This window comes from Meiothermus sp. QL-1 (genome assembly GCF_003351145.1).
Classification (GTDB): Bacteria; Deinococcota; Deinococci; order Deinococcales; family Thermaceae; genus Meiothermus.
In genome coordinates, this window is record NZ_QQSV01000002.1 from 14,312 (window position 1) to 35,468 (window position 21,157).

Consider the following 21,157-nt stretch of genomic DNA (forward strand, 5'->3'; position numbering starts at 1 on the left):
AATTTGGAAACCACCAAGACCAAAGCCCCTGTCTTCAATGCCCGTATTGACGGCAACTACGGCGAATTCGTGCTCGAGCCCCTCGAGCGGGGCTTCGGCGTGACTTTGGGGAACCCTCTGCGTCGCATTCTCCTCTCCTCAATTCCGGGCACCGCTGTCACCAGCGTGTACATCGAGGATGTGCTGCATGAATTCTCCCCAATCCCTGGGGTCAAGGAGGACGCCATGCAGCTCATCCTGAACCTCAAGGAGCTGGTGGTGCGCTTCGCACAGCCGGGCAGCGGGCCCAAGATCCTGACCCTGCGGGCCACCGGGCCCAGGGTGATTTACGCCCGCGACCTCGAGTGCCCCCCCGATGCCGAGGTTGTCAACCCCGACCTCTACCTCGCTACGCTAGAAGAGAAGGGCAAGCTGGTGATGGAGATTCGGGTAGACGAGGGGGTGGGGTATGTGCCGGCCGAGAAGCATGGGATCAAGGACCGCATCTCCTCGATTCCTGTGGACGCTCTTTACTCCCCGGTGCGCCGGGTGGCCTACCAGGTGGAGGATACCCGGCTGGGCCAGCGCACCGACCTGGACAAGCTGACCCTGCGGGTCTGGACCAACGGGGCCATCTCGCCCATGGACGCTCTTCAGCGGGCGGTGACCATTTTGCGTGAGCAGCTCAGCTTCTTCGACCAGTCGCCGGTCATGCGCCTGGAGTCCAAGCCCGCCGCTGCGGCCCCTGCCCAACCCTCCCAACCGGCTCCGCCGCCCCCCTCCAGGGCGGTGGGGTTGACCCTGGAGGACCTGGGTCTGACCACGCGGGTGCTCCATAACCTCAAGGAAGAGGGGATTGAGAGCGTGGAGAGCCTATTGGCGCTCTCCGAAAAGGAGCTCAAAAAGGTACCGGGGATTGGCGATCGCAGCCTGCAGGAGATCAAGGACTGCCTGGCCCAGCACGGGCTGAGCATAAGGGAGTAGGTATCTATGCGTCACCGCAAAGCTGGTAGAAAACTGAACCGCCACTCGGCGCACCGGGTGGCCCTGTTCCGCAACCTGGCCAAGAGCCTGTTGCTCTCGCCGGAGGGGCGGATTGTCACCACCATTCCCAAGGCCAAGGAGCTGGTGGGCTTTGTGGACCACCTGATTACCACCGCGAAGAAAGCCCCCACCCTCAAGGTGCCGGAGGGGGTTCGCTTTACCAAGCGCCGCGATAAGGATGGGCGCGAGCTGCCCCTGAAGGAGGGCGAGCGCCTGGCCACTCCGGAGGAGCTGGCTGCCTATGCCCGACGCAACCACCTGCGCCGCCAGCTCCTGCGCGACCTGCACGACCCCAAGCTGGTCAAACGTCTTTTGGAAGAGATCGCCCCCCGCTACGCCGACCGCCCAGGGGGCTACACCCGGGTGTTGAAGCTGGCCCTGCGCCGCCGGGGCGATGGCACCCAGCTCGCCCTGGTGGAGCTGGTGAGCTGAGCGTTTACCTTTCTCTTCCCGCCCGATGGGCGGGTTTTTTAGCGATTGCCCGCCCGAATTCCCAGCGCCTCCAGGGCCTTCTCGAAGGGAAGGTCGCGCCCGGTGTTGGCCAGCTGCTCTATGGAGCTCTGTACCACGATGTCGGGAAGAGCCCGCTCGGGATATGGGGTGCCGTCGGCAAAGTAGGCCCGGTTGTAGGAAATGCTTAGGGCCCCGCCGTTGATCAGGTTGAAGGGGCGGGTGGTGGTGTTGCCAATACCCAGGGTGGGCACCCCGATCAGGGGGGCGACCCGGGCTTTTTGGATGGCTGCGGCCAGGTACTCCCCGCCCGAGGCGGTGTTCTCGTCGATAAGCACGGCCAGGGGTCCCCGCCAGCGGGCTAGGAAAGGTAGGTTGGCGCTTTCGGTCTGGCCGTTGCGGGTGATGGTCAGGCGCCCATCGCGGATACGGAACTCGGTGCGCTCGGTCTGATAGCGGTCGGAGAGGGCCACGTAGGCCTCGTCCAGGAAGGCCGCGGCGGCTAGAATCATCTCGTTGAGAAGACCGCCGGAGTTGCCCCGCAGCTCCAGAATCATGGCCCGGGCTCCCTTCTGCTGGGCCTCGCGCACCAGCTCGTGCACCCTTCGGCCCACCTGGCCCTGGGCGTCGAAGTCGGGGATACGGAGAACGGCCACCCCGTCGGGCCGGAGCTTGAGCGAGGGGAAGCGGGCCAGGTTGATCTCCCGCCCGGTGAGGGTGATCTCCAGCCGCTGCCGTTCGGGGCCCCGAAGGATGGTGAGGACCACAGGTCGTCCGCTCTGCACGGCCTGCACCAGGAACTGGGCGGCCTGGTTTTCGTCGGGAAGCTCATTTAGGGGGCGACCGTTGACGGCGATGATGCGGTCGCCGTACTGGAGGCCGGCCTCATCGGCAGGGCCTCCCTCCACCACGTCCACGATCAGCCGGTCGCGGGAGCCTGGGATGGGCACGTGGGTGATGCCGATGCGCAGGGTGCGGGAGGGGGCGTTGCCCTGGCGGCTTTCGCGCGCGCTGCGCAGGGCCTCGGGGCTCAGGTAGTAGGTGTGGTTGTCCCTGAGCTCCTCGATCATGCGCTGGATAACCGGCACAGCCTGGTCATAGGGGCAGCTCTCCCTCCTTGGGGCGCAGACCCGCTCCAGCTCCCCTTGGTAGCGGGCGGTGAGCTCCTTGAGGCTGAGGGTGGAGGGTCCGTTGTAGTAGAACTCCAGGTAGAAGCTGGCCTGGTCAAAGAGGTCCTGGGCGGGCGAGGCCAGAACCGGGGCCAGCAGAAGCGCCAGGGTGGCCAGAACTTTCCGCATAGCTTCACCTGCCGAGAAGTTGCAGGGCGCGCTCCAAAATCACGTCGCGTCCAGCGATAAGGGCTTCTAGGTCGTCTTCCATTGCGACGTCTGGGGTAACCCGCAGGGGGAAAAGGGAGCCGTCCAGGTGGCGCATGCGCAGCGAGGAGACCGCGATGAACTCCCCGTTGATGAGGGGGCCTTCAGCGCTGCCCGACATGCCCAGGGCCCCGGCGGTGGGCTCGCCCACCACCCGGGCCCGCCCGGCTTTTTGCAGGAAGTAGGCCAGCATCTCGGTGGAGTTGAAGGTGTGGCGGTTGACCAGCACCACCACCGGCAGGTGGGCCAGGTAAGGCGCTTTGAGGGCGCTGAGCTCCTCCTCGTCGCCGTTTTCGTACTTGACCTTTAAGCGGCCGTTTTCCACGGTATGGGTCTCGTCCTGGCCCTGGAAGCGGCGGTCGTAGATGAAGCCCCCACCCCCAGTGAAGGCCGCGGCGGCCAGCAGGGCCTCGGAGTCGTAGCCGGTCAGGGCGTCGCGCAGGTCGATGACCATGCCCCGGGCCCCGGCCTGCTCGGCCTGGCGGGCCGCGTCGTGGATGCGCTGGGCGGGGGAGAACTCATCGGAGCTGTAGAGGTGGTAGACCCGGAGGTAGGCGATGTTGCCGCGCAGCTCGAGCCTGGGTTGCATGCTGGCCTGGGCGACCCTGGGGGTCAGGGTGAGGCTGCGGGGGCTGCCCTGGCGGCTGTAGCTGAGGCTGATGGGGCGTTGGGCGCTCTCGGCGGCCTTGAGCCGGGCCAGGGTGGCGGGCTGGCCGGCAATCTGCACGATGAGGTCGCCCCGCCGGAGGCCCGCTTCGTGGGCAGGCTCGCCGGGGAAGGCCTCGGTCACCACCAAGCCCCTCGGGGTCTCGCGTACCCAGACCCCAATGCGGGGGGCTGCGGGCCCTAGGCCGGCGCCGTAGCGCTGGTCGTCGATCAGTTCCTCGCGGGTGATAAGGGTGGTGAAGGGGTCGCCGATATCCTTCACGATGCGCTCGATGACCTGCCGGGCCTTATCGTAGCCGCAGCGCTCGCGCTCAGCGGCGCAGAGCCGGTCCAGCTCGGGCTGGTACTGCCGCCTTAGTTCGCGGAAGGGAGGGACCTTGGCCGGGCCGTTGTAGTAGAAGCCGATGAGGAAGGTGGCCTGGTCGAAGAGACTCTGGGCGGGCGAGGCCAGCGCCGGTGCAAGGCCAAGCAGCAAGCCTAGGAGGGCCGTTCGCAGGGTCATGCTTCAATATAAGCAGGAAAATGTGAGGGCGATGGTAAACGGGCGCAAATTGTCTAAAAGCCAGGAGGGGCGGGCTCAAGGGCGAGCCACCCGGTCCGCACCCCTTCCACCACCTCGAAGCTGCTCAGGAAGGTTCCTGGGTAGTAGTAGCCCAGGATCTGGCGAAAGTCCCAGCCCAGAAGGGCCAGCCCCCGGGCCCCCCACTGGCTCAGGCCTACCCCATGGCCGCTGCCCTGGCCGTAGACCCAGAACCCTTCGAAGCGCACCCGGGTGGAGGGCAGCCCCAGCCCGCGCAGCAGCCGGGTGGCCTGCACTGCGTCCAGCTCGAGCGCCCCCTGGCTTCCAACCACCCTAAGCCGCAAAGGCCGGCCGCTTTCGCTGTAGAGGATTGGGGCAACAGTCTGCACGCTGCCCACTGAAAGGCCGAGCCCTGCCAGCCCCCGGGCCACCGCCTCGGGGGTAAGGGAGCGGCTCCAGGTGCTGTGGGGGCTTTGGGCGTAGGGGTCGGGGCGGGCTTGCAGGTAGGGGAGGCTATTTCCCCAAACCTCGCTTGCCGAGGCGGTGTAGCCCCCTGAGTCGGCGTGGTAGACCGCGGTGATGGGCCTTTGGTTGTGGCTTACGATGAGCCCGCGGGTGGCCAGCACGGCCTGGGTGTGCCTGGGGCTCTCGGCGGCACGGCCCAGATAGACCTGGCAGCGCTCGGAGGCGCAGAGGTCGTAGAGCCCCTGGGGGTTGAGGCGATAGAGGGCGAAGGTGCGGGCCAGGATGGCCTGGGCCTGGAGGACAGCCTCGGGGAAGGAGGCCGGCACCTCGGCAGGCACCACGCCCAGCAGGTAGTCCTCGAGCCAGACCCGGTTGATGAAGAGCAGCCGGCCCTCCTGGGCCACCACCAGCAGGTGGCCGCGGTAGCTGCGACCGTTCAGGCTGAAGCCCTCTGGGGCAGCGAACTCCACCCAGGGCCCCACCTCCTGGCCCTCCACCACCACCCCGCCGCTGCCAGCCCAGACCCGGAAAGCCCCGCCCCCCTGGGCCAGGCTGCCCCCAGCCCCCACCCGTTGGTGCGGGCCTATCAGCACCTGGGCTGAGGCCGCCTCCAGCAGCAGCGCCCGCAAAAGCAGGTCCTGTTGGCCCAGGGCTACCCCCAGCAGCGCAAAGCAGAGGGCAAGAGGACGCACCATGGGCCCAGTATAGCCCTGGGGCCCCGTCGGGGCGGTTCATCTCAGCCCAGCGGAATGAGGTGCCGGCCGGTGGGGGGAAGGGCCTGCAGCCGGTGCAGAACCTCCTCCCCCTGTTTGAGCAGGTACATGGGGAAGGGGTAGGTCCTCTCCTGCGGACCGGCGGGGGCCAGGTGGCGTTGCAGGCGGGCAAACTGGGCACCGGTGGTGTTTTCCTGGCGCAGGGCCCCCTCCAGCACCTTGCGCTCCAGGCGCTCGATTTCGTGGGCAATGCGCACCTGGGCCCGGTGGAGGGGACGGGCCAGGGTGGGGTCGGGCAGCAGGGTCCGGACTTTCTCCAGTTCAGCGCGCACGCGCTCTAGGTGGGTTCGTAGGGCCTGTACACGTTCGTCCTGCTGGGCCAGCACGGCCTTGAAGCTCCCCTCGGGGTCTTCCTGGAAGGCCCAGGGGTCGAGCCTGTACTTCTGCAGGATGCGGATTATGGGGGGCTCGAGCACCGTTGCCTGTAGACGGGGGATGATTGCAGGCATGCGCAGGCCGTGCAGGGCGTAGACCCCCCCCAGCTCGGCCACGTAGCGGATCTCGCCCGGCCCCACCACCAGCCCGGCGGTGGGCAGCACGCTGTCCTGCAGCACCGGCCGCAGGCCCGCGGCAGGGGTGAGGCGGGCGGGGTCCTGGGCCAGGATGTCCTCGAGCTGGGCTGGCGTGTAGCTCCTGGTTCCGTCCTCAAAGCGGCCGCTGCGGTAGCGCAGCAGGCGGCGCCGGCCATCCTCCCCCTCCAAAAACAGGTTGGTGGCGGCCTCGCCGCGGCCCAGGGTGGGCTCGAGGCCTGCTTGCCGCATGGCCCGGGCGGTCTGGTTGATGGCCTCGGCGGAGGCCAGAGGGTCTTCGAGCTCGCGCTTCAGCCCCGGGATGAAGAGGGGGGCCAGCTCGGGGGCCATGGGGTCGAAGACCACCAGGCCCAAAGGCCCCAGGAACTCCAGCAGCATTCGGGCGAAGACCTCGCCGAACCGCCACTCCCCCAGCATGGCTTGGCACAGCCGGGCCCGCACCGAGGCATCCCCCCCAAACTCGCTCAGGAGCTGGCAGACCGCGCCGGTATGGGGGCCAAAGGGAATTCGCCCTGCGGGGTGAGCAGAGGGCAGGTCAAGCGCCAGGCGGTAGATGCGCTCCTCGAAGCCCAGCAGCTCTACCTGCCGGATTTCGTCGGTGTCGTGGTCCTGCGAGGCCACCCAGAAGACCGCCACCACCGGCCGGTGGGGCTGGGTGTGCTGGGCAGCCAGCTTCAAGGCGGTGTGGGCCTTGTAGAAGGTGTAGGCCGGGCCGGTGAGCAGCCCAGCTTGCTGCCCTGCGACGATGGCCCGGCTCTCGGGGTGGGCGAGTTGCTGGGCGGCCCGAAGGCTCTCCTCCGGCGCCCCAAGCCGCCTCAAGTAGGCCAGAAGCCCCCGGCCCAGAGCCTCGCGCGGGGCCTCCCGGGGAGTGGAGAGCACCTTCGGCAGGTCTTCTGGGCCGAAGGGCAGAAAGAGGCGCAGGGCGTCCGGCATAACCAGGGGATTCTAACGCCTTTCCTGGAACAAGATGCTGCGGCTTGTCACAGCGCCACCTGCCGCAGGGCCTCGGGGTCCAGAATCAGGATGCGCCGATAGCCCAGCTCGATGGCATCGCTCATGGCCAGCTCGCCCAGCACCTTGGTGATGGTCTCGCGCGTGGAACCTGCCAGGTGGGCCAGGTCTTGGTGGGAAAGGGTCACCTCCAGTCCGCCCTCGCCCTTGCGCATGGCCGTGAGCAGGGCCTTGGCCAGCCGGGGCAGCACCTCTTTGAAGCGGAGGTCGCGCAGGCGCTCCTCGGCCTTGCGCAGCCGGTGGGAGAGCAGCTTTACGAAGGCCATCTGGACCTCGGGAAAGCGGCTGGTGAGGCGCTGCAGGTCCTCACGGCTGGCCGAGAGCAGCTCTGAGTCCACCAGGGCCTCGGCGAAAACCCCGTAGCGCCCCTCGGGCAGAAGGGCCCCCTCGCCGAAGATCTCCCCCGCCCCCACCACGGTGAGGGTCACCTCTTCCTCGCGCTTCCCTAGCTGGAAAAGCCGCACCCAGCCGTCCACCACGTAGTAGAGGGTTTTGGCCTCGTCCTGGGGATAGCAGATGTAGCTGCCCCGCCGGGCGGTGAAGCTGTGGAAGACCCGCTCGGCCTCGGCGCGGGCCTCCAGGGACAGGGCGGCGATGGCCTCCGGTATCATGCTTACCAAAATTTATTGCTTGGGCTGTGGCCGCATCTCAAGCGCAGCATACAAATTGTGTGCAGCCTACATTAGGGAAAGAGGGGCTGGCTCGAGGGGGGCAGCAGCCCGGCCGCCTGGCCCCGGCGGAAGAGCTCGGCCACCGCCGCCTCGCCCTCGGGGCCCACATCGAGCGAGAACTCGTTGACGTAGGTCCGGATGTGGGCCCATACCACCTCGTCCTCCAGCTCCTGGGCGTGGGCCTTGATGTAGGCCACGGTTTCCTCGGGGTGGGCCTGGGCGTACTCGAGGCTGGCGCGCACCGCGGCGTCCAGGGTCCGGATGGTCGCCTCGCCCAGGTCGCGCCGGGCCAGGATGGCCCCCAAGGGCAGCGGCAGGCCGGTCTCCTCTTCCCACCACTCCCCCAGGTCCAGCAGCCTCACCAGGCCGTAGCGCGGGTAGGTGAAGCGCGACTCGTGGATGATGAGCCCGGCCTCGGCCTCGCCCCGCGCCACGGCGGGCATGATCTGGTCGTAGCGCATCTCTACCGGGATGAAGCCCGGGCTGTGCAAGGAGAGCAGAAGAAAGGCCGTGGTGTAGCGCCCCGGGATGGCCACCCGCCGCTCCTCTAGCCCTCCTATAGGGGCCCGGGCCACCAGCAACGGCCCCACCCCACGCCCCAAGGCCCCGCCCGAGCGCAGCGCCACGTACTGCTCGCGCAGGTGCCCGTAGGCCGCGTAGCTTATCTTAGTGAGCGGCAGCCGGCCCTCCAGGGCCCAGCGGTTCAGGGTCTCCACGTCTTCCAGCTCCTCTTCTATGGGGAAGGGAAGGGGAATTTTGCCGTGGGCCAGGGCGTAGAAGATAAAGGTGTCGTTGGGGCAGAAGGAATAGCCGAGTCGCACGGCCCCAGGCTAGCGCGGAGGCCGGGGGGGGTGTGTGCCTCGGCTGACAGCCCGCTGACCGCGGTGGGCCACAATGTAAAGTGTGAAGCAACAAAAACTGCTGCGCGATCTCCTCATTGGCGCGATAGGGGTGGCCTTTGGCTACTGGGCCGCCGGCATCCACAGCTAGGAGGGCTGGGCAGGGCTGCTGCGCGAGGGCTGGGTGGGGTTGTTGGTGGCCCTGGGCGCTGTGGGGCTGATTTACCTGGCCTTCCGCCGGGTGCGCTAGCGCTCCAGCAGGCTTTCCAGGAAGCCCGGGCGGAACTGCGCCGCCACCAGGTCGGCCATGGCCTCGAAGCGGGCCTCGAGGCCCCCGCCTTCCTGACCAAAAAGCCGCCCCAGAACCTCTGGATTCTCGAAGAGCCCGTGCAGGTAGAGCCCCAGGACGCTGCCCTGCTGGAAGTAAAGCCCCCCGCTCTCGCCGTGGCGAATCTCGTAGCCCGCTACCTCCAGCCCCTCCAGCGCCCGCCAGAAGCCGGTGAGCCCCTCCAGACGAAGCCGGGTGTGGCGCTGGATTTTTTCCGCTTTGAATACGGTCTCCAGCGGCAGCAGCCCGAGCCCCGTGTGGCTGCCGGGGCTTTCGATGCCCGAAGGGTCGTGGAGGGCCCGGCCTAGCATCTGCAGCCCCCCGCAGATGCCCAGGAGGGGTCTTCCAGCCTGGGCGTGGGCGCGCAGGGCCTCGGCCAGGCCCCGGGCCTGAAGCCAGGCCAGGTCGCTGGCGGTGTGTTTAGAGCCCGGCAGCACCACCAGCCCAGCCCCTTCCAGCACCTCGGGCTGCCGGGCCCAGACCAGCCGCACCCCCGGCAGGTGCTTGAGGGGCTCGAGCTCGTCCAGGTTGGAGGCCCGGGGGTAGGCCACCACCGCCACCGTGAAGCCCTGGCCCACCGGGCGGGCGTCGAAGACCCCGTCCTCCTCGGGCAGGCCGTGGTCCGGCCAGTAGGGCAGCACCGCCACCGTGGGCACGCCGGTGAGGGCCTCCAGCCGCTCGGGGGCGGGGGAGAGGAGGCTGGGGTCCCCCCGGAACTTGTTGAGCACGAAGCCCCGGATCAGCGCCCGCTCCTCTGGCTCCAGCAGGGCGTAGGTGCCATACAGGTGGGCGAAGGCCCCACCCCGGTCGATATCGGCCACCAGGAGCACCCGGGCCCGGGCTTCCAGGGCGACGCGCATGTTCACGATGTCGCTGTGCTTCAAGTTGATTTCCGCCGGGCTGCCCGCCCCCTCGAGGATGACGAGCTCATAGGCCTCCATCAGCTCGAGCAAAGCCCGCCTGACCACCGGCCAGAGCCGGGCCTTGCGCGCGTGCCAGGGCAGGCGCGAGAGGGCCGGGTCGGGCCGCCCCAGCACCACCACCTGGCTTTTCTGGTCGCCCTCGGGCTTGAGAAGCACCGGGTTCATCCGCACCTCGGGTACGGCGCGGGCGGCCAAGGCCTGGAAGTACTGCGCGCTGCCCATCTCGCCCCCCGCTACCACCCTTGCGTTGTTGCTCATGTTCTGGGCCTTGAAGGGGGCCACCCGCAGCCCCAGCCGGGCGTAGTAGCGGCAGAGGGCCGTGGCCAGAAAGCTCTTGCCGGCCCCGCTGCTGGTGCCCTGGACCATGATGGCCCTGCCGTTCATACCCCCAGCCTGAGCAAAAGGGCGTGGTCGTTCAGGTCCTCGAGCCGGGCGTAGACAGCCCCCATGGCCTCGGCCAGTTGGCGGGCCCGGCCCAGCGGGCTGGGGCCGGCCTCCGCGTCCAGCACCGCCGCCCGGCCCCGGATGCGTCGGGCCAGGGCCAGGGCCTCGGCCCAGGGGTCGCCCCCCTGGTGGGGCACGTTGGCCCGCCCGTCGGTGACCAGCACCAGCCGGGTGCGCTCGTCCAGGTGCTCCAGGGCCAGCGCCAGGGCGGCGGCCAGAGGGGTGCGGCCCCCGGCGGGGAGGTGCTCAAGGGTTCGCCGGGCCGCCTCCAAATCGCGGGTAAAGGGGAGGACCAGCCGGGCCCCGCTGCCGCGGAAGGTGATGAGGCCCACCTCCACGGGGGTCTCCTCCAGCAGGCGCAGCAGGGCCCCCTTGGCCCAGGCCATGCGGGCCTGGGCGGCCAAGGAGCCGCTGGCGTCCACCACCAATAGCAGGCGTGGGCTGGCGCGGCCTTCCTCGAGGCAGGTGTGCAGGTCCTGCCGCTCCAGCCGCTCGCCTTTGCGCAGGGCCAGGTGGAGCAGGGAGGCCCGAAGCGCCAGGCGTTCGGGCTCGGGCTCGAGCACCGCCCGCGCCGAGGGGCCCTGGGGGGCCTCGAGGCGCAGGGGGTGGGGGGGAAGCCGGGGGGCAAAAGTTCGCTCGAAGGCGGGGGCCTCCTTGGGGGTGGGCGCGGGAGGGGGGGGTGGGGGCGGGGAGGGTTGCTCGGGCAGCACCAGGGGCCAGACCGCCTCCACCAAGGCCCAGTCCACCTCCTTTCCCTCCCAGGCGGCCAGGGCCCGGGCGGCCCTGGCCAGGGCCAGGTCGGGCCGCAGGCTGCCAATGCCCAAGGCGGCCACCCGGCGGCTGATCTCCTGCAAAAGCTCGGGCGTCAGGGCCACCCCAGGGAGCCTGGCCCGGGCGGCCTGTAGCCGCTCCCGCAGGGCCTGCTGGGCCTCGTGGAAGCGGGCGCGGAAGCCCTCGGGGTTCTGCTCGAAGGCCAGGCGGCGCTCTACCGCCAGGGCCCGCTCCTCGGGGTCGGAGAGGCCCGCGACCTCCACCTTGAGGGCGAAGCGGTCGAAGAGCTGGGGGCGCAGCCGCCCCTCCTCGGGGTTCATGCTGGCCAAAAGCACGAAGCGGGCGGGGTAGGTGAGGCTGAAGCCCTCCCGCTCAAGCCGCCCCACCCCGCTTACCACCACGTCCAGCAGGGCGTCGGTCAGGTGGGGGGCCAGCAGGTTGACCTCGTCGATGTAAAGCACCCCCCCGTGGGCCTGGCTCAAGAGGCCCGGCTTGAGGGCCGGCTGGCCCGAGAGGGCCTTGTCCAGGTCGAGCCCGCCCAGCAGCCGCTCCTCCCCGGTGCCGATGGGCAGGTTCACAAAGGGGGCCCCTTCCGGCAGCAGCTCGGCCAGGGCCCGGGCCGCGGTGGTCTTGGCGCTGCCCTTTTCCCCCTGCAGAAGCACCGAGAGCGCCGGGTCGGTGGCGGCGAGCAGCAGGGCCTGCCGCATCCGCTCCTGGCCCACGATGGCGGCAAAAGGGTAGTTCATGGCGCCTCCCCCAGGCCTTCTAGCGCGGCCTCGCTTTCCAAAATTACCTCCCTCAGGCGGGCCAAAGTGTCCTCCCGGGCCTGCCAGAGCCCCCGCGCGCTGGCCTCCAGCAGCCGTTCGGCGATGGCCTGGAGGGCCCAGGGGTTGGCCGCCTTGAGGAAGGCCTGGATGCCCGGGTCCAGGGCGTAGGCCTCGGCCACCCCCTCGAAGACGAAGTCCGGCACCACCCCGGCGGTGGCGCTGTAGCCGAAGAGGTAGTCCACCGTGGCGGCGAGCTCGAGCCCCCCCTTGTAGCCGTGGCGCTGGACGGCCTGAAGCCACTTGGGGTTCACCACCCGGCTGCGGTAGACCCTGAGGATTTCCTCCCTCAGGTCGCGCACCCGGGGGCGCTCGGGGTCGGCGGAGTCGCCGAAGTAGGCCCGGGGGGCCTCGCCCCGCAGCGCGCGCACCGCAGCGATAAGCCCCCCGTGGTACTGGAAGTAGTCGTCGGCGTCCAGGATGTCGTGTTCGCGGTTGTCCTGGTTGTGCAGGGCCAGCTCCACCTGCCTCAGGCGCTCGGCGAAGGTGGCCTGGGCCTCTACCCCTTCCGCATCCCGCCCGTAGGCGTACCCCCCCCAGCTAAGGTAGACCTGGGCCAGGTCGGCCGGGCCCTCCCAGTGGCCGGTCTCAATCAGGTGCAGCAGCCCTGCCCCGTAGCTCCCCGGCTTGGCCCCGAAGATGCGCCAGCGGGCCCGGGCCTCCAGGGTTTCCAGGGGTTCTTGGCTTTCCTTTTGCAGCTCGGCCAGGTAGTGCTTGCGGGGGTAGTTTTGCTCAGGCGGCTCGGGAAGCTGCATCACCAGCTCGAAGGCTTCGTCCAGAAGGGCGATGAGGTGGGGGAAGGCGTCGCGAAAGAAGCCCGAGATGCGCAGCACCACGTCGATGCGGGGACGGCCCAGCTCGCCTAGGGGGATGGCTTCCAGCCCCTCGATACGCCGGCTCACCGGATGCCAGCGGGGGCGCACCCCCAAAAAGGCCAGCACCTGGGCCACATCGTCGCCCTGGGTGCGCATCTGGGCGGTGCCCCAGGCCGAGAGGGCCACCGTCTCAGGGTAGCGGCCCGTCTCCTTGAGGTAGCGCTCCAGGGTTTCCCGAGCCAGCCGCTCTCCTACCCGCCAGGCCCCGGGGGAGGGCAGGGCGCGGGGGTCCACCGCGTAGAAGTTGCGCCCGCTGGGCAGCGCGTGGGCCTGGCCGCGGCTGGGGGCCCCGGCCGGGCCCGGGGGGATGTACCCCCCTTCCAGGCCCCGCAGGAGGTTCTCAATTTCGTCGTCGGTGCGCTCCAAGGCCGGTACCAGCCGGGTGGCGGCATAGACCAGGGTCTGCCTCAGCTCCTCTAGCGCTTCCGGGTGTGCCAGGGGCGGGGGCAGGCTGCGCAGGGCGGCCTCCGGGTCGAGGTCCTCCTCCAGGGCCTGGTAGAGCTCCAGGGCCAGGCGCTCCAGGCTTTCGAGCACCTGGGCGTGGCTCTGGCCCAGGGGGTGGGGGGGGTCCAGGCGGCGGCCCTTGTGCTCTAGAAGGGCCTCGAGGTCGAACCCGTAGGCCCGCGCCAGGCTGGCCAGCCAGCCCGGCACAGGTCCGTTGGGCAGCCGGGTGAGGGCCCGGAGGGTCTCGGCCAGGGGGGGGAGCTGGCCTAGGATGTGGAGCCCATCGCGAATCTGGGCCAGCCCCAGCTCGCAGAGGTAGCCCTCGAGGTCTTCCAAAAGGTGGGCCACCTGGCGGCCCTCCATCTCAGCCAGGCTGGCGGGGATGCCTTCCGGGGTGAGGGTCTCGTCCCACTCGTGCTTGTGGTCGCCGTGGTCGGCGGAGAGCAGGCTTTTTAGCTCGAGGTCGGTCTTGAGCTGGGTCTCCTCTAAAATTTGCCAGATTTCCTGTTGCAGAAGGGGCAGCTTGCTGGGGTCGAGCTTTTCCAGAGCGTAGTACTCGTTCACCAGCTCGCTGAGGCGGGCCAGGGGGCCATAGGTCTCGGCCAGGGTGAGCGGTGGGGGCAGGTGGTCCACGATGGCGGCGTGGGCCCGCCGTTTGGCCTGGGTGCCCTCCCCGGGGTCGTTCAGGATGAAGGGGTAGAAAAGCGGCAGCTCGCCCAGCAAGGCGTCCGGGGCGCAGGCCGCCGAAAGGCCCACCCCCTTGCCAGGAAGCCACTCCAGGGTGCCGTGCTTGCCCATGTGCACGATGGCGTCGGCCCCGAACCCCACCTCAAGCCAGCGGTAGAAAGCGGCGTAGTGGTGGGTGGGGGGTAGGTCGGGGGTGTGGTAGATGGCATCAGGGTCGAGGCCGTAGCCCCGGGGGGGCTGGAGGGCGATGAGCACGTTCCCCAGTTCCAGGGCCGCCACCCAGTAGCTCTCCTCGTCGCTGTAGGGCTCTTCCTGCAGGTTGAGCTGGGCCAGGGCCCCAAGCCCTTTGGAGAGGATCTTCTTATCGGTCCTGAGCCGGCCCTCCCGCAGGGTGTAGCCCCGCTCGCGGGGGGTGCCCCAGAAGTCCTCCATGCGCAGGCGCAGGGCCTCGGGAAAGTCCCGGAACCAGCGCAGGTAGGCGGCGCGGGGGATGCGGACCACCCGGGAGGGGTCCAGCGGGTGGCGGGGATCGTAGCTGCCGGCGCTGAGGAGCAGGGCCATCAGGGCCTCGGGGGTCTCGGGCAGCTCGGGGAGGGTGTAGCCCCTGGCCCGCATGGCCCGCAGGAGCCGGAGGAGCGAGGCGGGGGTATCGAGCCCCACCGCTCCCCCCACAGCCTGGGCCTTGGCCGAGGCGTGGGTGAGCACCAGCGCCACCCGCTTCTCCGCGTTGGGCTTTCGCCTCAGGCTGGCAAGCCGCCAGGCCAGGCCCGCCACCCGCTCCATCCGCTCGGGCTCGGGGGCGTACAGCGGGGCCTGGTCCTTGAAGCTGATGGGCACCCCAATAAGCCGCCCGTCAAACTCTGGCAGGGCCACGTGCATGGCGGTCTCGAGGGGGTTCAGCCCCCGGCTGCTCACCTCCCAGGCTCCTTTGGGCATCCCAGCGGCGATGGCCTGCACCACCGGCACCCCCATCCGCTCAAAGGCCCCCTGACCTTCCCCCTGGGCGCCTAGGGCGAAGGCCAGGGTGGAGATCAGCACGTCTACCCGCCCCTCCAAAAGCCTCAAGGCCGCCGGGAAGCCCTCCTCCATGGACCGCAGCGAGGAGGTGAAGACGGGAAGAGCGTTCATGCCCCGGGCCTCCAGGGCCTCCACCAGCCCGTCTATGAACGCGAGGTTGCCTGAAAGGAAGTGAGCCCGGTAGAAGAGGATGCCGGCGGTGGGCCTCGAGGGGTCGCAGAGCCGCTGCCAGTCCTCCAGGCTGGCCCCCTGGGGCAGGCGGGGGTGGTAGAGGCCGTGCTCGGGCTGGGGCACGGGTGGGCTGTAGCCCAGGCGGCTTCCCAGTAGGGCGTCTGAAAGGTACTTGCAGAGCTCCACCAGGTTGTCCACCCCGCCGGCCATCAGGTAGGCGGTGGCCTTGCGCAGGACCTCCGGGCCCACGCTGGACCGCCGAGCTAGCTCTGGGGGAAACTCGCCCAGGCCGCTCACCAGGAGGAGGTGCTGGCCGTGGGCCCGGGCATGCTCCAAGAGGGCCGCTATGCCCGGCACCCCCTCCAGCGAGCCGTGCAGCCGCAGCAGCACCACCCGGGCCTCGCCCAGGGGGCCCTGGAGCCAAAGCGCCATCTGTTCGGGGGTCTTGAGCCGGTTGAGGCTCAGCCCCAGCACGGGGGGAAAGCCAGGGGGCAGGAGGGTCTTGGCCGCCTCCAGGGCCAGGAGGTCGGTGTCGGCGTGGGTCAGAAGGGCCAGGCCCGATAGCCCCCCAGGGGCTGGCTTCAGGGGGGCTGGGGGGGTCTGGTTGATTCCCCGGGCCTCCCAGTCGTAGAAGTTGAAGACGTACTCGGCCAGCTCGGGCGGAGGGGGCAGGAAGCGGTCGGCGGCCAGCATGGCCTCGATGTAGTCGAAGATGAGCCGCACCTGCCAGGGGGTATTCACCGAGTGGAACCAGACCGAGCGCCCGTCGAAGACCAGCGCGGCCACGTTGGCCAGCGCGCACGGGCCCAGGCAGCCCCCCCGGGTCAGGTGCACCACGTTGCGCAACCTGCGCCTGAGCCACTCCTCCTTGTAGACCTCGGCGGGCACCCTCGCGTAGCCCCGCTCGGTGTGGCCGCAGCAACACCCGGTGTAGCAGTAGCTCAGGTGGCCCCGCTTCTGCACGATGTGCACCGGGCGGCCATCCGGGCGCAGGACTTTCTGGCGGTAGGTCATGGCCTAGTGCTCAATGCCCCGCTGGGCCGGCACCCCGGCGTCGAAGGCGTGCTTCACCTTGCGCACCTCGCTCACGGTGTCGGCCAGCTCGAGAATCTCCTCAGGCATCCCCCGTCCGGTAAGCACCACGTGCACCCCCTTGGGGCGTTCGCGCAGGGTTCTCAGCACCTCCTCTAGCGGCACCCAGCCGTAGCGCAGGGGGTAGCTGATCTCGTCCAGCACCACCAGGAAGTACTCGCCCGATAGAATTAGCGCCCGGGCCTTCTGCCAGCCCGCATAGGCCAGGGCCGCCGAGCGGGCCAGGTCCTTGGATTTCCAGCTAAACCCGTCCCCCAGCCCCTCGATCTCCACCCCGAGCTGGGCCAAGGCGCGGTGCTCGCCGAAGGCGGCGCCCTCGTGCTTCATAAACTGCAGGATGCGGGCCCTGTACCCCCGCCCCACCGCCCTCAGCACCAGGCCCAAAGCGGCGGTGGTCTTGCCCTTGCCCTCACCGGTGTAGACCAGCACCAGCCCGCGCCGCTCGCCGGTGGGCTTCTGGTAGGGTTTTTCCCGTTTAGGCTCCTCCATGCTCACCCCCAGCGGAGCTCCCGTCGGGCCCGCCACAGCAGGTAGAGGAAGAAAGGCCCGCCCAGCAGGGTGGTGATCACCCCTACCGGCAGCTCAGCCGGTCGCACCACCGCCCGGGCGGCCCAGTCGGCCAGGGCCAGCAGAAGGGCCCCGCCCAGGGCCGAGGCTGGGAGCAGGTAGCGGTAGTCGCCCCCCACGAGCTGGCGCAGGGCATGGGGGGCCACGAAGCCCACGAAGCCGATGATGCCGGCCTGTACCACCGAGAGGGCGGTGAGCAGCGTGGAGAGGGCCACCAGCAAAAGCCGAAGGGCCGGGAGCGGCAGCCCCAGGCTGCGCGCGGTCTCCTCCCCCAGGGCCAGGGCGTTCAGGGTCCTGGAAAGCCCCCACAAAAGGGGCAGCGCCAGCAAAAGCCCCAGGGCCAGCATCCCCACCCCCCGCCAGCCCATGAAGCTGAGGCTGCCCAGGGTGTAGCTGAAGACCTCGCGGATGCGGTCGGTGTCCAAGAGCAGCAGCAGGGTGGAAAGGCCGGTGAGCACGCTGCCCACCACCACCCCGGCCAGGATCAGGTGCTGGCCGCTCTGGGCCCCTCCGGCCAGACTCAGGGTTAGCACCACCGCCAGCAGCGCCCCCAGGAAGGCCCCCAGAGCCGCGGTGGTGGGCAGGCTGGCGAAGAAGAGGCCGGCTCCGAAGCCTCCCAGGACCCCGCTCAGGCTCAGGGTGAGGGTGAAGCCGAAGGAGGCCCCTGCGGCCACCCCCATCAAGTAGGGGTCGGCCAGGGGGTTGCGGAAGAGGCCCTGGTAGGCAGCGCCAGCCAGACCCAAAGCAGCCCCCACCAGCATGGCCCCTAGCACCCGGGGCAGGCGCAGTTCGGTGACGATGGGGTTCTCGTGCTGGCCGAGCAGGGCCGCCACCACCTCGGCCGGGGGGATGTGGACCGCCCCCTGTCCTACCCCCAGGACCAGCGCTACGGCCAGGAAAAAGAGCAGAGCGGTGAAGACCAGGCCCCGCCGGGCTGCCAGGCCGACCCCTCCCCAGCCTAAATGCCCCTGCATGGCCTACCTGAGCTCAGGGTGGAAGCAGCCGATGAGGAGCCTGAGCCCCTGGGCCACGCGGGGGCCCGGGCGGGAGAGCAGGTCGGTGGCCTCGCCGCTGAAGGCGCAGATGCGGTTTTGCTGCACCGCGGGGAGGGCAGCCCAGCCGGGCCGGTTCTTGATGGCCGCCACCTCGGGATGGGTGACCACGATGACCTGGGGCCTCCGCTGCAGCACCAGCTCGGGGCTGATCTTGGGGAAGTTGCCCAGCTCAGCGGGGATGATGTTCTGCCCTCGAGCCTTTTCAATCAGGGTGCCGATGAAGGAGCTGGGCCCCGCGGTGTAAGGGGTGGGGTCAATCTCGTAGTAGACGGTGGGGCGCTCCTTGGCCTTGGCGGCCTGGCTTTCCAGGGCGAAGACCTCGGCCTGGATGCGGGCCACCAGCCGCTCGGCCTCGGCCCGCATCCCAAGCATCTGGCCGTAGACCCTGGCGGTGCGGAAGATGTCGGCGTAGGTCTGGGGCCGGGTGATGTAGACGGTGAGGCCGGCCCGCTCGAGGGTGTCCACGATGCGGGGCGAGTTCACAATTACCAGGTCGGGCTTGAGGGCCACGATGAGTTCGGGGTTGGGGTTGATGAGCCCCCCGGCCTTGGGCAGGTTGCGCACCATCTCCGGCCAGTTGGAGAACTGGTCGGTGGCCACGATGCGCCGGCAGGCTGCCTCGGACAGGCTGCAGATGGTCTCGGTGGCCGAGGGCAGCATGGTCACGATGCGCTGGGGTGGCTTTTGTAGGGTGATGGTGCGGCCCTGGTCGTCGGTGAGGGTGAGGGGAAACTGGGCTAGAGCAAGACCGAGGAGGAGTGTCAGCAGGACAAAGAGGGTTCGTTTCATTGTGGCTCCCTAAAGCTCGAGCTTGGATTTCGCCATGAGACCGGGAACCCCGTTCTCTCCCGTTGTGCGCGGGAGTCCTCAGTTGCGGCTCCTGAGGACTTCTCGGCAGGTATTCGGGCTTAGGGCCTTGGGCCCCTTACCGCTGCGCAACAGCGCCGGACTTTCACCGGACTTCCCCACTTTAAGGCTGGACTACGCGCCCAGCCACCGAGAGCGGCTCGAGCTTTGCTAAACCCTAGCGGGTCGCACGTTACAATTTAGCCTGGGCCAGGGGCTTTGGACAAGCCGGGCAACCGGGTAGCCTGGAAGGGTGCGCTATCTGAGGGTGCTCTGGCGTTTTTGGACCACGGCGCTGGCCGCAGAGCTCGAGTACCGTGGCAACTTCTTTCTGGCCGCTCTTTCGGCTTTGGGAGGGGCAGCCGGGAGCCTTTTTGGTATCTCGCTCCTCTACCAAGGCGGCTACCAGCCAGGGGGGTGGCGCTTTGAGGAGGCGCTGCTGGTGCTGGCGGCTTTTTTGATGCTGGATGGCTTTTCTCTGGTGCTTTTGTACCCCAACCTGGGCCGCATCGTGGAGCACGTGCAGAAGGGCACTTTAGACTTCGTGCTGCTCAAACCCATCGACAGCCAGTTCTGGCTTTCCTTCCGCAGCCTCTCGCCCTGGGGCCTGAGCGATGGGCTGATTGGCCTGGGGCTTTGGTTCTATGCGGCCGGGCAGCTAGGGCTGGGATGGATGGACCACCTGCGGGGTATTTTCCTTTTGGCTTCGGCCATGCTGATGCTTTATAGCCTTTGGTTCGTTATCGGCGCCACCAGCATCTACTTCGTCAAGGTGGCCAACGCGGTGGAGGTGTTGCGGGCTTTGCTGGAGGCTGGACGCTTCCCGGTGCAGGCCTTCCCCCCTGCCTACCGATTTGTCTTTACCTTCCTGGTGCCGGTGGCCTTCCTCACCACGGTGCCCGCCGAGGCGGTGCTCGGCCGGCTGGGCCCGGCCAGCTTTGGGCTGGCCGTGGGCCTGGCCCTGGCGCTCCTGCTGGGGGCCCGGCTTTTCTGGCGTCTGGCCTTGAGGAGCTACACCTCGGCCTCGAGCTGACCTAGGCGGGCTTGGTTTCGGCCTCTTTCCACACCGCCCGCAGCTTGCGCCAGACGGTGAAGCCCAGAAGCAGGGCGATGCCCAGGGCGGTCACCCCGATGACCCGGGGGCTCATCCCCTGCACCTGCAGGGCGATTAGATTGAAGACCAGGGTAATCGCCCAAAGGGTGAGGGTGGTGCGGCGCTGGGAGAAACCCCAGGCCAAAAGGCGGTGGTGGAGGTGGTCCTTGCCCGGGGTGGCCATGGGGTTCTGGCCCCGCAGAAGCCGCCTTATGAAGACCTGGGTGGTGTCCAGAATGGGCAGGAGCAAAAAGAGGGCGGTGGGCACCAGCGAAAAAACCGTGGTCACCTTGAGGCTGCCCAGAAGCGCGGTGGCGGCCAGCACGTAGCCGAAGAAATAGGCCCCCGCGTCGCCCATGATGATCTTGGAAGGGTAGAAGTTGTGGCGCAAAAAGCCCAGCGCAGCCCCGGCTAAAGCGGCCAGCACCAAGGTGGCCGCGGCCCACTGGGGATTTTGCGCCGAGACCGCCAGCAGGCTCATGGCGGTGATGAAGGCCACCCCGCCGGCCAGGCCGTCCACCCCGTCCATCAGGTTGATGGCGTTGGTGATGCCTACCACCCAGACGATGGTGAGGAGGATGCCCCAAAGAGGGTCCAAAGCGGTGCCAAAAGCGGCGTGGAAGCGGATGTCCACCGCAACCAGAAGAAGCGCGGCCAGAAGCTGTACCAGCAAGCGGAACAAGGGCGGCAGGCCGAACTGGTCGTCCACGAAGCCCACCAGCACCAGAATAGACCCCCCCAGCAGGATGGCCAGCACCTGTACCTGCACCTCCTGAATCAGGATGGGGCGCAGCGCGGTGGCGAAGACCAGGGCGGCCACCACCCCGGCGAAGATGGCCAGCCCCCCGGCGTTGGGCAGGGGTTCCCGGTTCAGCCGGCGGGCGTTGGGCTGGTCGGCCCAGCCCACCTGCAGGGCGAACTGCCGCACCCAGGGCATGAAGCGCCAGGTCACCGCCCAGGCCACGGCGAAGGTGAAGACCACCACCAGCCAACCGCTGCCGGTAGGGTTGGCGATGCCGATAGACTTGAGGAACTCTATCATTTGGTACCGTAGATGCGGTCCCCCGCATCGCCCAGACCTGGCACGATGTAGCCGTGGTCGTTCAGGTGGCTATCCACCGCGGCCACCACGATCTCCACCTCGGGGTGAGCTGCCTGGACCCGCGCGATGCCCTCAGGGGCTGCGATGATGCCCATGAGCTTGATCTGCTGAGCGCCCCGGTCTTTGAGCAGCGAGATGGCGTGAACCGCGCTTCCGGCCGTGGCCAGCATGGGGTCTACTAGAAAAACCCGCCGCTCGGCGATATCGGAGGGGAGTTTGCAGTAGTACTCCACCGGCTTCAGGGTTTCGGGGTCGCGGTAAAGCCCGATGTGGCCCACCCGGGCGGCCGGCACCAGCCGCAGGATGCCGTCCACCATCACCAGCCCGGCCCGTAGGATGGCCACTACTGCCAGTTTCTTGCCCGAGAGCATGTAGGCCGTGGTAGGGGTGAGGGGGGTCTCGATGGCTACGGGCTCGAGCTCCAGGTCGCGCATGGCCTCGTAGGCCAAAAGCAGGGTAACCTCCTCCATCAGCTCGCGGAACTCCTTGTTGCCGGTGTGTTTGTCCCGCAGAATGGCCAGCTTGTGCTGGACGAGGGGATGGTCCACTACGGTGAGCTTCATGCTGGCTGAATCGTAACACCGCCCCCAAAGC

Annotated in this window: 17 protein-coding genes and 1 riboswitch; of the genes, 3 read left to right on the forward strand and 14 right to left on the reverse strand. The window is 68.7% G+C overall.

The features are described 5' to 3' along the window. The first annotated feature begins 3 nt into the window (after window positions 1–3). A complete protein-coding gene (locus tag DV704_RS02795; protein ID WP_114798054.1) occupies window positions 4–963 on the forward strand; it encodes a DNA-directed RNA polymerase subunit alpha in 960 nt (319 codons plus the stop codon). A gap of 6 nt (window positions 964–969) precedes the next feature. After that, window positions 970–1,455, forward strand: coding sequence for a bL17 family ribosomal protein (locus DV704_RS02800; RefSeq protein WP_114798055.1), 486 nt, complete (start codon window positions 970–972; stop codon window positions 1,453–1,455). A gap of 38 nt (window positions 1,456–1,493) precedes the next feature. On the opposite strand, the gene DV704_RS02805 is transcribed toward DV704_RS02800, so the two are convergent. The 12 genes from DV704_RS02805 to DV704_RS02860 all read right to left on the reverse strand — a co-directional run bounded on the left by DV704_RS02805 (window position 1,494) and on the right by DV704_RS02860 (window position 18,311). Beyond that, window positions 1,494–2,771 carry a S41 family peptidase gene (locus DV704_RS02805; RefSeq protein WP_114798056.1) on the reverse strand — a complete coding sequence of 426 codons (1,278 nt, stop codon included), beginning with the start codon at window positions 2,769–2,771 and terminating at the stop codon, window positions 1,494–1,496. A gap of 4 nt (window positions 2,772–2,775) precedes the next feature. Beyond that, window positions 2,776–4,017: a S41 family peptidase gene (locus DV704_RS02810; protein ID WP_114798057.1), complete on the reverse strand. Its 1,242-nt coding sequence runs from the start codon at window positions 4,015–4,017 to the stop codon at window positions 2,776–2,778. Between the two features lie 53 nt (window positions 4,018–4,070). Then, on the reverse strand, window positions 4,071–5,195 hold the full coding sequence (locus tag DV704_RS02815) for a SpoIID/LytB domain-containing protein (RefSeq protein ID WP_114798058.1): 1,125 nt from the start codon (window positions 5,193–5,195) through the stop codon (window positions 4,071–4,073). Between the two features lie 41 nt (window positions 5,196–5,236). Then, complete coding sequence (gene bshC / locus DV704_RS02820) at window positions 5,237–6,736, reverse strand: bacillithiol biosynthesis cysteine-adding enzyme BshC (RefSeq protein ID WP_114798059.1); 1,500 nt, start codon at window positions 6,734–6,736, stop codon at window positions 5,237–5,239. A 47-nt stretch (window positions 6,737–6,783) separates the two neighbouring features. After that, window positions 6,784–7,425, reverse strand: coding sequence for a Crp/Fnr family transcriptional regulator (locus DV704_RS02825; protein ID WP_114798060.1), 642 nt, complete (start codon window positions 7,423–7,425; stop codon window positions 6,784–6,786). A 71-nt stretch (window positions 7,426–7,496) separates the two neighbouring features. Then, window positions 7,497–8,306: a menaquinone biosynthesis family protein gene (locus DV704_RS02830; RefSeq protein WP_114798061.1), complete on the reverse strand. Its 810-nt coding sequence runs from the start codon at window positions 8,304–8,306 to the stop codon at window positions 7,497–7,499. A gap of 264 nt (window positions 8,307–8,570) precedes the next feature. After that, window positions 8,571–9,959: a cobyric acid synthase gene (locus DV704_RS02835; protein ID WP_114798062.1), complete on the reverse strand. Its 1,389-nt coding sequence runs from the start codon at window positions 9,957–9,959 to the stop codon at window positions 8,571–8,573. After that, on the reverse strand, window positions 9,956–11,536 hold the full coding sequence (locus DV704_RS02840; RefSeq protein ID WP_114798063.1) for an ATP-binding protein: 1,581 nt from the start codon (window positions 11,534–11,536) through the stop codon (window positions 9,956–9,958). The genes DV704_RS02835 and DV704_RS02840 overlap by 4 nt, the downstream gene beginning before the upstream one ends. After that, the gene (locus DV704_RS02845) at window positions 11,533–15,822 is read right to left on the reverse strand and encodes a cobaltochelatase subunit CobN (RefSeq protein ID WP_114798064.1); all 4,290 of its coding nucleotides are present in this window, start codon (window positions 15,820–15,822) and stop codon (window positions 11,533–11,535) included. Before DV704_RS02845 ends, DV704_RS02840 begins: the two co-directional genes overlap by 4 nt. 3 nt (window positions 15,823–15,825) lie before the next feature. Then, complete coding sequence (cobO, locus tag DV704_RS02850) at window positions 15,826–16,389, reverse strand: cob(I)yrinic acid a,c-diamide adenosyltransferase (RefSeq protein ID WP_114798412.1); 564 nt, start codon at window positions 16,387–16,389, stop codon at window positions 15,826–15,828. 2 nt (window positions 16,390–16,391) lie between these two features. Further along, the gene (locus DV704_RS02855; RefSeq protein WP_114798065.1) at window positions 16,392–17,441 is read right to left on the reverse strand and encodes an iron ABC transporter permease; all 1,050 of its coding nucleotides are present in this window, start codon (window positions 17,439–17,441) and stop codon (window positions 16,392–16,394) included. 3 nt (window positions 17,442–17,444) lie between these two features. Next, a complete protein-coding gene (locus DV704_RS02860) occupies window positions 17,445–18,311 on the reverse strand; it encodes an ABC transporter substrate-binding protein (protein ID WP_114798066.1) in 867 nt (288 codons plus the stop codon). Between the two features lie 86 nt (window positions 18,312–18,397). Then, window positions 18,398–18,538, reverse strand: a riboswitch (cobalamin riboswitch). An 83-nt stretch (window positions 18,539–18,621) separates the two neighbouring features. Here DV704_RS02860 and DV704_RS02865 point away from each other — a divergent pair. Then, window positions 18,622–19,401, forward strand: coding sequence for an ABC transporter permease (locus DV704_RS02865; RefSeq protein WP_114798067.1), 780 nt, complete (start codon window positions 18,622–18,624; stop codon window positions 19,399–19,401). A gap of 1 nt (window position 19,402) precedes the next feature. Here DV704_RS02865 and DV704_RS02870 read toward each other — a convergent pair whose 3' ends face one another. Both DV704_RS02870 and upp read right to left on the reverse strand, forming a co-directional pair. Further along, window positions 19,403–20,503, reverse strand: coding sequence for an MraY family glycosyltransferase (locus DV704_RS02870; protein WP_114798068.1), 1,101 nt, complete (start codon window positions 20,501–20,503; stop codon window positions 19,403–19,405). Next, entirely contained in the window at window positions 20,500–21,126 is a 627-nt protein-coding gene (gene upp / locus DV704_RS02875; RefSeq protein WP_114798069.1) for a uracil phosphoribosyltransferase, read from the reverse strand. Before upp ends, DV704_RS02870 begins: the two co-directional genes overlap by 4 nt. Between the last annotated feature and the right edge of the window lie 31 nt (window positions 21,127–21,157).